Annotated in this window: 12 protein-coding genes; 7 read left to right on the top strand and 5 right to left on the bottom strand. The window is 68.8% G+C overall.

What is annotated here, in order from left to right; translation table 11 throughout:
* The first annotated feature begins 68 nt into the window (after nucleotides 1-68).
* The 4 genes from EIP85_RS06625 to EIP85_RS06610 are packed head-to-tail and all read left to right on the top strand — an operon-like array spanning nucleotide 69 to nucleotide 3921.
* Nucleotides 69-803 carry a metallophosphoesterase gene (locus EIP85_RS06625; protein WP_127901374.1) on the top strand — a complete coding sequence of 245 codons (735 nt, stop codon included), beginning with the start codon at nucleotides 69-71 and terminating at the stop codon, nucleotides 801-803.
* 58 nt (nucleotides 804-861) lie between these two features.
* Nucleotides 862-1497, top strand: a complete 636-nt coding sequence (maiA, locus tag EIP85_RS06620) for a maleylacetoacetate isomerase (protein WP_127901373.1) — start codon at nucleotides 862-864, stop codon at nucleotides 1495-1497.
* Nucleotides 1494-2669 carry an acetyl-CoA C-acyltransferase family protein gene (locus EIP85_RS06615; RefSeq protein WP_127901372.1) on the top strand — a complete coding sequence of 392 codons (1176 nt, stop codon included), beginning with the start codon at nucleotides 1494-1496 and terminating at the stop codon, nucleotides 2667-2669. The genes maiA and EIP85_RS06615 overlap by 4 nt, the downstream gene beginning before the upstream one ends.
* 46 nt (nucleotides 2670-2715) lie before the next feature.
* Complete coding sequence (locus EIP85_RS06610) at nucleotides 2716-3921, top strand: winged helix-turn-helix domain-containing protein (protein WP_127901371.1); 1206 nt, start codon at nucleotides 2716-2718, stop codon at nucleotides 3919-3921.
* A gap of 49 nt (nucleotides 3922-3970) precedes the next feature.
* Here the strand turns inward: EIP85_RS06610 and EIP85_RS06605 are convergent, their stop codons facing one another.
* Nucleotides 3971-4306, bottom strand: coding sequence for a hypothetical protein (locus tag EIP85_RS06605; protein WP_127901370.1), 336 nt, complete (start codon nucleotides 4304-4306; stop codon nucleotides 3971-3973).
* Nucleotide 4307: 1 nt separating this feature from the next.
* On the bottom strand, nucleotides 4308-5135 hold the full coding sequence (gene dapD, locus EIP85_RS06600) for a 2,3,4,5-tetrahydropyridine-2,6-dicarboxylate N-succinyltransferase (RefSeq protein ID WP_127901369.1): 828 nt from the start codon (nucleotides 5133-5135) through the stop codon (nucleotides 4308-4310).
* A 119-nt stretch (nucleotides 5136-5254) separates the two neighbouring features.
* Here dapD and EIP85_RS06595 point away from each other — a divergent pair, with 119 nt between their 5' ends.
* Nucleotides 5255-6067, top strand: coding sequence for an LOG family protein (locus EIP85_RS06595; RefSeq protein ID WP_127901368.1), 813 nt, complete (start codon nucleotides 5255-5257; stop codon nucleotides 6065-6067).
* A gap of 14 nt (nucleotides 6068-6081) precedes the next feature.
* Complete coding sequence (locus EIP85_RS06590) at nucleotides 6082-7755, top strand: ArnT family glycosyltransferase (protein WP_127901367.1); 1674 nt, start codon at nucleotides 6082-6084, stop codon at nucleotides 7753-7755.
* 36 nt (nucleotides 7756-7791) lie between these two features.
* On the opposite strand, the gene rlmN is transcribed toward EIP85_RS06590, so the two are convergent.
* Together rlmN and EIP85_RS06580 are read right to left on the bottom strand one after the other, a co-directional pair.
* On the bottom strand, nucleotides 7792-8973 hold the full coding sequence (rlmN, locus tag EIP85_RS06585; protein ID WP_127901366.1) for a dual-specificity RNA methyltransferase RlmN: 1182 nt from the start codon (nucleotides 8971-8973) through the stop codon (nucleotides 7792-7794).
* Nucleotides 8974-9085: 112 nt separating this feature from the next.
* On the bottom strand, nucleotides 9086-9640 hold the full coding sequence (locus EIP85_RS06580) for an invasion associated locus B family protein (RefSeq protein ID WP_422067205.1): 555 nt from the start codon (nucleotides 9638-9640) through the stop codon (nucleotides 9086-9088).
* A 189-nt stretch (nucleotides 9641-9829) separates the two neighbouring features.
* Between EIP85_RS06580 and EIP85_RS06575 the strand changes: the two genes are divergently transcribed.
* Nucleotides 9830-10825: an asparaginase gene (locus EIP85_RS06575; RefSeq protein ID WP_127901365.1), complete on the top strand. Its 996-nt coding sequence runs from the start codon at nucleotides 9830-9832 to the stop codon at nucleotides 10823-10825.
* 154 nt (nucleotides 10826-10979) lie between these two features.
* Here the strand turns inward: EIP85_RS06575 and serA are convergent, their stop codons facing one another.
* Entirely contained in the window at nucleotides 10980-12575 is a 1596-nt protein-coding gene (gene serA, locus EIP85_RS06570) for a phosphoglycerate dehydrogenase (protein ID WP_127901364.1), read from the bottom strand.
* Nucleotides 12576-12663 lie beyond the last annotated feature (88 nt).

Below are 12663 nucleotides of genomic sequence, written 5' to 3'. Positions count from 1 at the left end.
GGGTTGCCCCCCGGCCCCCTTTGTCCTAGCCCGGGCGGCGAGGCGAAACGGCAAGGGGCGAGGCAGTCATGCGGACCTATGCGATCGGCGACATTCACGGCCAGATCCGGCTGCTCGGGGCCGCGCATGAGCGCATCGCCCGAGACAGGGCAGAGACCGGCGATGCCGAGGCCCCGGTGATCCATATCGGCGACCTCGTCGACCGCGGCCCCGACAGCGCCGGCACAGTCGACTACCTGCGGACGGGAATGGCCGAGGGCCGGTCCTGGGAGGTTCTGAAGGGCAACCACGACCGGATGCTCGAGGGCTTCCTGTCCGATCCCCATTACAAGGACCCCGGGCTGAAGAGCGATCTGAGCTGGTTCGACCCGCGGCTTGGCGGGGCAGAGACGCTCGCCTCCTACGGCGTGAAGAACGCGGGCGAGCGGCCGGTGGCCGCAGTGCATGCCGAGGCGCTGGCCAAGGTTCCCGAGTCGCATCGCGCGTTCCTGCGCGCCCGGCCGACCTGGATCCGGCGGGGCGAGGTGGTCTTCGTCCATGCCGGTATCCGCCCGGGCGTGCCGATGGAGGATCAGGTGGAGGACGACCTGGTCTGGATCCGCGCCGGATTCCTCGACGATCCGCGCGACCATGGGTTCCTCGTCGTCCACGGCCACACCGCGATCGAGGCGCCGACCCACTACGGCAACCGGGTGAACATCGATTCGCGCGCAGCCTATGGCGGGCCGCTGACGGCGGTGGTGCTGGAGGGCCGCGAGGTCTTCGTGCTGACCGACGAGGGCCGCGTGCCGCTGCGTCCCTGACTGCCCGCCCGTCTTGCGCCCCGCGGCCTTCCGTGCCCAGATGCCGGCGGAGGCGATCATGACCATACTTTACGACTACTGGCGCTCGTCCGCCGCCTACCGGGTGCGCATCGGGCTGGGCCTTGCCGGGATCGCGCATGAGCGAGTCGCCGTGAACCTGCTGACGGGCGAGAACCGCCAGCCCGCACATCTGGCGCGCAATCCCCAGGGGCTTGTTCCGGCGCTGGAAATCGACGGGCAGATGCTGACCCAGTCGCTCGCCATCCTCGAATATCTCGACGAGACCCGGGCGGCGGGCTTTCTGCCGAAGGACCCGGCTGGCCGCGCCCGGGTGAGGGCGCTCGCCTATGCCGTGGCGATGGAGATTCACCCGGTCTGCAACTCCTCCGTCGCAAGGTTCGCGGTGGAGGCCTCTGCCGGCGCGATCACCACGGAGGCCTGGATGGCGAAGTTCATCCCGCGCGGCATGGCGGCGCTGGAAGAGATGCTGAACCATCCCGGCACCGGCCGTTTCTGCCATGGCGAGAGCGTCAGCCTTGCCGACATCTGCCTTGTCCCGCAGCTTTACAACGCAAGGCGCTGGGGGATCGACCCCGCGCCCTGGCGGCGCTGCCTGGACATCGAGGCGCGGCTGCTGGCGTTGCCGGCCGTCGCCGCCGCCCATCCCGACCATTTCAACCCGGAGACCCCATGAGCGATATCGTCATCCTGTCCGGCGCCCGCACCGCCATTGGCACGTTCGGCGGCGCGCTCGCCTCGGTTCCGCCGATCGAGCTTGGCACCACGGCCGCGAAGGCGGCGATGGCACGCGCGGGCGTGGAGCCCGGCCAGATCGGGAGCGTCTTCTTCGGACACGTCATCAACACCGAGCCGCGCGACATGTACCTCAGCCGCGTCGCCGCGATGCAGGCCGGGGTGCCGGACAGCGTGCCGGCGATGAACGTGAACCGGCTCTGCGGCTCCGGCGCCCAGGCCATCGTCTCTGCCACGCAGGCGCTGATGCTGGGCGATGCCGATTTCGCGCTGGCCGGCGGGGCGGAGAGCATGAGCCGCTCGCCCTATATCGTGCCCACCGCCCGCTGGGGCCAGAAAATGGGCGATGTCACCGCGATGGACATGATGCTGGGCGCGCTGAACTGCCCCTTCGGCACCGGGCATATGGGCATCACCGCCGAGAACGTCGCCTCCGAACACCAGGTGAGCCGCGAGGCGCAGGATGCCTTCGCGCTGGAAAGCCAGGCCCGCGCCGCCCGTGCCATCGCCGAGGGGCGGTTCAAGGAGCAGATCGTTCCCGTGGAGGTGCCGGGCCGCAAGGGGCCGGTGGTCTTCGAGGTCGACGAGCATCCGAAGGCGACCTCTGCCGAGGCGCTCGCGGGTCTGCGCCCGGCCTTCCAGAAGGGCGGGACGGTGACGGCCGGCAATGCCTCCGGCATCAACGACGGGGCGGCGGCACTGGTTCTGGCCCGCGCCGAGGCGGCGGAGAAGGCCGGGCTGAAGCCACGCGCCCGGATCCTCGGCTATGCCCATGCCGGTGTGCGGCCGGAGGTGATGGGCATCGGCCCGGTCCCGGCCGTTCGTGCGCTTTTCGCGCGCACCGGGCTGTCGGCCGGCGATTTCGACGTGATCGAATCGAACGAGGCCTTCGCCGCCCAGGCGCTTGCCGTCTCTGCCGAGCTGGGGCTGGACCCGGCACGGGTGAACCCGAACGGCGGAGCCATCGCGCTTGGCCATCCGGTTGGCGCGACCGGGGCGATCATAACGGTAAAGGCACTGGCGGAGCTGGAACGCACCGGCGGAAAGCGCGCGCTGATCACCATGTGCATCGGCGGCGGCCAGGGCATCGCGCTGGCGATCGAGCGGTTGTGAGGGTACAATTGGGCCGGAACAGTGCCTTTCCCGGCAGGGCGCGCCGATGACCGCACGCCCGCTGATCCAGAATGCCCGCGCCCGGCGGCTGTTCCTCGACCGGCACCTGCTGGGCGACGTGGTGCCCGGCAAGCCGGACGCGGCGGCACTGCTGGATCTGATCACCCGCCTCGGCTTCGTGCAGATCGACAGCATCAACACCGTCGCCCGTGCCCATCACATGATCCTGCGCGCGCGGATGCCGGGCTACCGCCCCGCCACGCTCGACCGGCTGCTGGAGGACCATCGCAGCCTCTTCGAGCACTGGACGCATGACGCCTCGGTCATCCCGACCGAGTTCTTTCCGCATTGGCGCCTGCGCTTCGACCGCTCGCGCGAGACGCTGGCCGACCGCTGGAGGACCTGGCGCGATCCGGCCTACCTGGACAAGCTCGACGAGGTGCTGGCCAAGGTCGCCGAGGGCGGTCCCGTGACCTCCGGCGAGGCAGGCGAGGACGAGCCGAGAAGTTCCGGCGGCTGGTGGGAGTGGCACCCGTCGAAGACCGCGCTCGAGTACCTCTGGCGCACCGGTGCACTGGCGGTGGCGCGGCGCGAGGGGTTCCGCAAGGTCTATGACCTCACCGAGCGGGTGATCCCGGAGCCGCACCTTACCCACCGCCCCGAGGCGGAACACACGATCGACTGGGCCTGCAACGCCGCGATCGACCGGCTGGGCTTCGCCACCTCGGGTGAAATCGCCGCGTTCTTCGCCACCGTCAGCCCGGAAGAGGCGAAGCGCTGGTGCGCCCGGGAACTCGCCTGCGGCGCCCTGATCGAGGTCGATGTCGAAGGCGCCGACGGCGCACGGCGGCGCAGCTTCGCGCGGCCCAGCCTTCCGGGCGAGGACGCCGCCGAACCCACCGGCCGGCTGCGCATCCTCAGCCCCTTCGACCCGGCCCTGCGCGACCGCAACCGGGCAGAACGGCTTTTCGGCTTCCACTACCGGATCGAGGTCTTCGTGCCGGAGCCGAAGCGCAAATACGGCTACTACGTCTTCCCGGTGATCGAGGGCGACCGCATCACCGGCCGCATCGACGCCAAGGCCGACCGCCAGGCCGGCGCGCTCGCCGTGCGGGCCTTCTGGCCCGAACGCGGCGTGAAGATGGGCGCCGGGCGGATCCGGCGGCTGGAAGTGGAGCTGGACCGGCTGGCGCGGTTTTCGGGCTGCGACAGGGTCGATTTGGCGCCGGATTGGCTGCGGGAGAGCCTTTAGACACGCGCGGGGAAAGGTGCGCAATGAATGCGCACCCTACCGTGCGGGATCAGTCGTAGAACGGGGTGACCTGGGCGACGACGACCGAGTTCTCGGCCAGTGCGCGGTCCATCAGCTCCTCCTCCTCGGCGCTGATCTCCTCGCCCTGCTCCTGCCGCTCGGCGAGGGTGCCGTAGCCGGTGACGTCGAGCGGCGCCATCTCGGCGGCCTTCAGCAGCGCCACCGTCTCGCGCACGGCCTCTGCCTCGTCGACGCCGGTCGCGTAGCAGAGCAGCCCCGCGCCGGTCGCCTTCTCCGGCAGCCCGTCACCCTTGCAGCGGCCGACCTCCACCAGAAGGGTGAAGACCTGCTGGGGCCGCTTGGGCTTTTCCGGCGCGTCGCTCATGTCAGTCCCGCAGAAGCTCGTTGATCGAGGTCTTGGAGCGGGTCTGTGCGTCCACCTTCTTTACGATTACCGCGCAGTAGAGGTTCACGCCCCCCTTCGACGGCATCGAGCCGGAGACGACGACGGAGCCGGCCGGCACCTCGCCATACATGACCTCGCCGGTCTCGCGGTCGACGATCTTCGTCGACTTGCCGATGAAGACGCCCATGCCGAGGACGGATCCTTCGCGCACGATGCAGCCCTCGACGACTTCCGAGCGGGCACCGATGAAGCAGTTGTCCTCGATGATGGTGGGGCCGGCCTGCATCGGCTCCAGCACCCCGCCGATGCCGACACCGCCGGAGAGGTGGACGTTCTTGCCGATCTGCGCGCAGGAACCGACGGTGGCCCAGGTGTCGACCATCGTGCCCTCGTCGACATAGGCGCCGAGGTTCACGAAGGAGGGCATCAGCACCACGCCCGGCGCGATATAGGCCGAGCGGCGGACGATGCAGTTCGGCACGGCGCGGAAGCCCGCGGCCTTCCAGTGCTCGTCGCCCCAGCCGGAAAATTTCGAATCCACCTTGTCCCACCAGCTGCCGCCCTGCGGGCCGCCGGACTGCTGGGCCATGTCCTTCAGGCGGAAGCCGAGAAGCACCGCCTTCTTGGCCCACTGGTTGACGTGCCAGTCGCCGTTCGCCTGCCGCTCCGCGACCCGGAGCTTGCCGGAATCGAGCGCTTCCAGCGTCGCGGCGATGGCGTCGCGCGCCTCGCCTTTGGTGGCCGGTGTGATCGTGTCGCGCGCCTCCCAGGCGGCTTCGATGGCGGTCTCAAGGGCGGCGTTCGACATGGGGGCCTCGCGTCGGTCTGGTTGAGGGCAGGTGAAGCACTGGCGTCACTGGGCCCGAGGCTATAGACGAGGCAGGCCCCCCGCGCAATCCGCGCCGGCTTCGACAGGGAGTGCCGAGCATGACCAGCGATCCCCGCATCAGCCAGTTCCGCGACGCCGGAGAGGACATGCGCCACGCCCGCGGGCTGCCGGATACGCCGCAGGGCCGCTCCCCGACCTACCGGCTGGCCTATGCCGATACCGATTTCCTGCTGCGCGACGAGATGCGCGGCGTGCGGCTGCAGCTGGAGCTCTCGAAAGCGGAGATCGACCTGACGGAGCGGGGGATCGACTCGACCGTGGTGATCTTCGGCAGCGCCCGGATCCCGGAGCCGCGGAAGCGCGACAGCGCCCCCTCGCCCGGGCTGGCGGCGCTGGCGGATTACTATGGCATCGCGCGGGAATTCGCGCGCGCCATCGCCGAGCGCTCGATCGCCTCCGGCGGGCGCGACTACGTGATCGCCACGGGCGGCGGCCCGGGGATCATGGAGGCCGGGAACCGCGGTGCGGCCGATGCCGGCAGCGACACGATCGGGTTCAACATCGTGTTGCCGCACGAGCAGCGCCCGAACCAGTACGTGACGCCGGAGCTCTGCTTCAACTTCCACTATTTCGCAGTCCGGAAGATGCATTTCCTGATGCGCGCCCGGGCGATCGCGGTTTTCCCGGGCGGATTCGGCACGCTCGACGAGATGTTCGAGGCGATCACCCTGATCCAGACGGGACGGATGAAGCGGGTGCCGATCGTGATCTTCGGCGCCGCCTACTGGAAGCGCATCGTCAACTTCCCTGCGCTGGTCGAAGCGGGGGTGATCGCCGAGGCCGACCTCGGGCTTCTTTCCTTCGTCGAAACGGTCGATGAGGCGCTCGCCGTCATCGACTCCGGCCTCTGAAGCGGGGCCGCGCGATGGAACGCCTTGCCGCCGGGATCGAGCGCTGGGTGCCGCGACTGCCGCGGGCGGTGATGGCGGCCTTGCTGGTCGTGCTCGCCCTCGGGGCGGCGCTGCCGGCCTTCACGGGCCTGCCCCCGGTCGACCGGGACGAGCCGCGCTTCGCCCAGGCCTCGAAGCAGATGGCGGAGACGGGCAATCTGGTCGACATCCGCTTTCAGTCCGGCACGCGCTACAAGAAGCCCATCGGCATCTACTGGCTGCAGGCCGCGACCGTTGCCGCGATCGGCAAGGCCGGGGACCGGGTGATCTGGCATTACCGCCTGCCCTCGCTGCTGGCGGTGCTGCTTTCGGTGCTGCTTTCGGCCAGGATAGGGTCGATTTTCGGCGGCTTCGCCGCTGGCCGCACCGCCGGGCTGATGATGGCCGGGGCCTTCCTGCTGCTGGCCGAGGCGCATCTGGCGACGACGGACGCGAGCCTTCTGGCCGCGATCTTGGCGGCCCAGACGGTGCTGGCCGGGCTTTATGCAAGGTCGCGCGCCGTGGGCTTCGCGCGGGACGAGACGGCCCTTCCAACCCCGGCGCTGGTCCTTTTCTGGGGCGCGCTCGCCGCCTCCGTGCTGCTGAAGGGGCCCGTCGGGCCGATGGTGGTCGGGCTGACCGTCGCGGCGCTGGCGCTGCTGCACCGGCGGGCAGGCTGGCTTCGCGCGCTGAGGCCCCTGCCCGGCTTTCTGGGCTTCCTCATCGTCACTGTGCCGTGGTTCGTGGCGATCACGCTGCGCTCTGGCGGCGCGTTCTGGACCGCCGCGCTGGACCATGACCTGCTTGGCAAGGTGATCTCGGCGCAGGAGAGCCACGGCGCACCGCCGGGCAGCTACCTTGCGATGCTCTGGTTGACGTTCTTCCCCGCCTCGGTGCCGCTGGCGCTGTCGCTGCCCGCGATCTGGCGCGGGCGGGCCAGCGCGGGGACGATCTTCGCCGCCGCCTGGGTCATTCCCGCCTGGATCGTGTTCGAGGCGAGCCCGACGAAGCTGATGCATTACGTGCTGCCGCTTTATCCGGGCCTCGCGCTCGCCGCCGCGCTGGCCTGGCCGCGGGTGATGGAGGCCGGGCTGCGGCGCTGGCAGAAGATCGTCACGGTGGTGCTGATGGCGATCCCCGTGATCGTCCTTCTGGCCGCGGCGGGGTATGGCGTGAGCCTCGGCCACCTGCCGTTCCTGCCCGCCCTGCTCGGCCTCGCCGCGCTGGCGCTTGGGGCCGCACTCGCCTGGCCCGCGCTCCGCGCCGGGATGGGCACGGCGGCGCTGATCGGCCTCTGGCTGATGGGCGCGGGCTTCGCGGGCGGGCTTCTGTCCGCCGCTGCCGCCATTCCCGGCCTCTGGCCCTCCCCCGCGATCGTGGCGCTGGCCGCGCCGAGCCCCGCCTGCCCGGCCCGGCCGATCGTGACCGATGGATATGACGAGCCCTCGCTGGTCTTCCTCGCCCCGTCGACGGAGGAGGCCACGACGCCCGAGGGCGTGGCGCAGGCAATGGCGAAGGATCCCTGCACGCTGGGCGTCGTCGCGGATCCCGGGGCGTTTCTGTCAGCGGCGAAAGGGCTCGGCCTGACCCCGGTTGTGAAGGGCCAGGTCAAAGGTCTGAACCTGGGGTCCGGCCACCGGGTGTCGCTTACCGCCTACGCGGCGCGCTGAGCCTACGTTCCGTCCGAATATAACGAGGCGGCGGCTTCAGAGCCCGGCGTCCGCCGCGATCTCGGCCCGGCTTTTCCGCGCCCGTTCGGTCGCCGATTTCAGCTGGCCGCAGGCGGCCATGATATCCTCGCCCCGCGGGGTGCGGATGGGCGAGGCATAGCCGGCCTTGTAGATGATGTCGGCGAAGGCCTCGATCCGCTCCCAGTCGGAGCGCTCATAGGGCGCGCCGGGCCATTCGTTGAACGGGATCAGGTTGATCTTGGCCGGGATGCCGGCGATCAGCTTCACCAGCCGGCGCGCGTCGGCGTCGCTGTCGTTCACGCCCTTCAGCATCACGTATTCGAAGGTGATGCGTTCCGAATTCGACAGCCGCGGGTAGTCGCGGAGCGCGTTCAGCAGCGTCTCGATGTTCCAGCGCTTGTTGATCGGCACCAGCCGGTCGCGAACCTCATCGGTCGTGGCGTGGAACGAGACCGCCAGCAGGCAGCCGATTTCCTCTGCCGCCCGCGCGATTTCCGGCACCACGCCGGAGGTGGACAGCGTGATGCGGCGGCGCGAGAGCGAAAGCCCCTCGCCGTCCATCACCACGCGCATCGCGTCGCGCACGTTCTCGAAATTGTAAAGCGGCTCGCCCATGCCCATCAGGACGACGTTCGAGACCAGCCGCGTCTCGTCCTTCGGCAGGCCCGGCTGGGGCCATTCGCCAAGGTCGTCGCGGGCCAGCATGAGCTGGCCGACGATCTCGCCCGCCGTCAGGTTGCGTACCAGCTTCTGCGTGCCCGTGTGGCAGAAGGAACAGGTCAGCGTGCAGCCGACCTGGGAGGAAATGCAGAGCGTGCCGCGCCCCTCCTCGGGGATGTAGACCGTCTCGACCTCGTGCCCGCCGGCGATGCGGATCAGGTATTTGCGGGTGCCGTCCTCGCTGACCTGCCGGGTGACGAGTTCTGGCAGCGCGATCTCGAACCGTTCGGCGAGCATCGCGCGGTAGTCCTTGGCGAGGTTGGTCATCTCGGCGAAGTCGCGCACGCCCCAGTGGTAGATCCACTGCCAGATCTGGCCCACGCGCATCTTGGCCTGCTTTTCCGGCGTACCGGCGGCGATCAGCGCCTCGCGCAGCCCGTCCCGCGTCAGGCCGACGAGGTTCGTCCGCCCGCTTTCGGGCAGCTTGCGCGGGATCGTGGCGACGTCCTGCGTGATGGGGGCGGTGGCCGGGCTCATCGCTCTCTCCGTTTGCGAAGCGCCTCACATATAGGATTCGTTTCGCCCGATCAAATGAAACGCCCCGCAGGCCGGGGCCGCGGGACGCGAAGCGTGGCGGGCTTGCCCGACCCTACTTGCCGTTGCAGCGGGCCTTGGCCGCGTCCATCGCCGCGGTGAAGCCCATCAGCGAGAAGGTATCGACCGTCTGCGTTCCCCGCGTCGAATGCGCGGTGATCTTCGCCTCCGATCCCTTCTTCAGTGCCGCCATCAGCCCGGAGGCGTCGGCCGGCGTCTTCGGCCAGGCCCATTGCCCCTCCGTGAAGAGGTTGTAGGTGTGCCCGTCGACCGACATCGTGCCGCCGGCCTTGGAATCGAACGGATAACCGCCGGTGAAGGAGATCTCGCCATCGGCCGAACCGTTCGGGCGGAAGGTGACGAACAGAAGGATGTCGCCCCGGTTCACATTCACCTTCCGGCCGCCCTTGGTGTTCAGGCTGCTTTTCGGGCTCGAGACGCCCCAGCATTCCTTCGGATTGTTCTCGGCGAACACGCTCCAATCCGATTTCACCGCGATGCGATTGGTGGATTCATTGGCGGATTGCGCCCAGGCGCCCGTTGCCGTCGCGGTTCCGGCCAAGGCTATGGCCCCCGCGCAAAGCGCTCCGCGTATCCTCGATCCCGTCATGGTTATTGCAGCCTCCGCTGTCTTGCCTCTTGTCCCCGGGCGTCCCAGCGCATTCGACCTGCAGCTTTTCCTGTGGCGGGGCCGGGTCCAACTCGATAGGAGAGACATAGCCTATGGGGCACGAATTTTGGAACCCCCGCGGGCAAAAATTGCAGTGATCAGACCGTACACAGGCGCGAGAGGCGGAATATGGCTGAACCGGTCCCGATGGTGGAACTGTGGCGCGGCGGGCGGCTGGAGAGCCTGCATCGCGGCCATGCGGTGATATGCGACGCCACCGGGCAGGTCGTGGAGGCCTGGGGCGATCCTCAGGCGCTGATCTTCCCGCGCTCCTCCTGCAAGATGATGCAGGCGCTGCCGCTTCTCGAATCCGGCGCCGCCGATGCCGCGGGCCTGACCGAGGCGCAGCTGGCACTGGCCTGCGCCAGCCACAATGGCGCGAAGATCCATACCGATGCCGTCAGCGCCTGGCTCAAGGACCTCGGCCTGGGCGAGCCCGACCTGCGCTGCGGATCGCACATGCCGCAGGACGCGGAGGCGGCGAAGGCGCTCACCTGCTCGGACACGAAGCCCTGCCAGATTCACAACAACTGCTCGGGCAAGCACGCCGGGTTCCTGACGCTGACCAGGCACCTGAAGGCCGGGCCGGAATACGTGGAGCTTGACCACCCGGTGCAGATCGCCGTGAAGGACGCCTTCGAGGAGGTGACGGGCGAGACCTCTCCCGGGTTCGGGATCGACGGCTGCTCGGCGCCGAACTTCATGACCTCGCTTACCGGATTCGCGCGGGCGCTGGCCCGCTTCGCCGCCGCCCGGGACGAAGGCGATGCGCGCCAGAGGGCGATGGCCCGCCTGACCCGCGCCATGACCCGGTATCCGGAGATGGTCGCGGGCGAGGGCCGCGCCTGCACCGAACTGATGCGGGCCATGGACGGCCGCGTCGCGATCAAGACCGGGGCGGAGGCCGTCTTTGCCGCGATCCTGCCGGAACAGGGTCTTGGCATCGCGCTGAAGATAGAGGACGGCACCACCCGCGCCTCGGAAGCCGCGATCTGTGCGCTGCTGGTGCGCGCCGGCGCACTCGACCCCGATCACCCGGCGACGCGCAAGCGGCTGAACGCGGTGCAGACCAACTGGCGCGGGTTCGAGACCGGCATTCTGCGCGCCGTGCCTGCCTTCGCCTGAGGCAATCCCAGCCAGCCCCCCAGGCCAGCGTTACACATGGGTACGCGCCGCGAGGTGGGCCTCCCGCGGCGCGCGTCCTGCACGCTCTGCTATCCGCAGATGTCCCGACACCGGTGCGCCGGGAGGGCAAGCCCCCCGCGCGCCGGCGCCCGGATCAGTTCACCTCGAACTGCAGCGGCCGGACCTGCTGGAACATGCCCGAGCCTTCGAGCACCTCGACCACCTTCGGGTCGATCGCCTGGTCGAGGTAGAGAAGCGCGATCGCCTCCGAACCGACGCCGGACCGGCCCAGGGTGAAGTTCGCGATATTGACCCCGTTCTTGCCCATCGTCATGCCCAGAAGGCCGATGATGCCGGGCACGTCCTCGTTGGTGGTGTAGAGCATGTGCTCGCCCACCTCGGCGTCGATGTTGATGCCCTTGATCTGGATGAACCGCGGCTTGCCATCGGAGAAGCAGGTGCCCGCCACCGAACGCTCGCGCTTGTCGGTGACCATGGTGACCTTGATATAGGCATCGAAGGCGCCCGACTTGTCCTGCTGGGTGGTCGAAACCTGGATGCCCCGCTCCTTCGCCACGACCGGGGCCGAGACGAGGTTCACGTCCGGGTTGCTGGCCTTCATCACCCCGGCGATCACCGACTGGTTCAGCGCTGGCAGGTTCATCTTCGCGACCGCGCCGTCATAAAGGATGTTGATCGCCTTGATCGGCTCGTCCGTCATCTGACCGATGAAGGCGCCCAGATGGTCGGCCAGCTTGATCCAGGGCCCCATGACCGCGGCCTCTTCCGCCGTGACGTTGGGCATGTTCAGGGCGTTTTCCACCGCGCCGGTCAGCAGGTAATCCGACATCTGCTCGGCCACCTGCAGGGCCACGTTCTCCTGCGCCTCGGTGGTCGAGGCGCCGAGATGCGGCGTGCAGACGACGTTCGGCAGGCCGAAGAGCAGGTTCTCGTTCGCCGGCTCCACCGCGAAGACGTCGAGCGCGGCACCGGCGACATGGCCGGACTTCAGCGCCTCGGCCAGCGCCTCCTCGTCGATCAGGCCGCCGCGGGCGCAGTTGATGATCCGTACGCCCTTCTTCGTCTTGGCGAGGTTCGCCTTCGACAGAATGTTGCGGGTCTTGTCGGTCAGCGGCACGTGCAGCGTGATGAAATCGGCCTTGGCCAGAAGCTCGTCCAGCTCGACCTTGTGGACGCCGATCTGCTTGGCGCGCTCTTCGGTCAGGAACGGGTCATAGGCCACCACCTTCATCTGCAGGCCTATCGCGCGGTCGCAGACGATGGAGCCGATGTTGCCCGCGCCGATCACGCCGAGGGTCTTGTTGAAGAGCTCGACGCCCATGAAGCGGCTCTTTTCCCACTTCCCGGCCTGGGTGGAGGCATTGGCCTCGGGGATCTGGCGGGCGACGGCGAACATCATCGCGATGGCATGTTCGGCCGTGGTGATGGAGTTGCCGAAGGGCGTGTTCATCACGATCACGCCCTTCTTGGACGCGGCCGGAATGTCCACGTTGTCGACGCCGATCCCGGCGCGGCCGATCACCTTCAGATTGGTCGCCTTCTCGAGGATCTTCTCGGTCACCTTGGTGGCCGAGCGGATGGCGAGCCCGTCGTATTTGCCGATCACCTCGGCGAGCTTTTCCTTGTCCTTGCCGAGGGCGGGTTCGAAGTCGACCTCGATGCCACGGTCACGGAAGATCTGAACGGCGGTTTCCGACAGCTTGTCGGAGACGAGAACCTTGGGGGCCATGCTGGCGCTCCTCTACGGATATGAGGGGGAGGTGCGCAATGAATGCGCACCCTATGTGTATGAGAATCGGGGGCGCGAGGGCCCCGGG

This window comes from Solirhodobacter olei (genome assembly GCF_004010155.1).
In the GTDB taxonomy this organism is placed as follows: domain Bacteria; phylum Pseudomonadota; class Alphaproteobacteria; order Rhodobacterales; family Rhodobacteraceae; genus Solirhodobacter; species Solirhodobacter olei.
The sequence above is the reverse complement of the archived record's forward strand: the minus strand, read 5'-3'. Positions and strand labels throughout refer to the sequence as shown.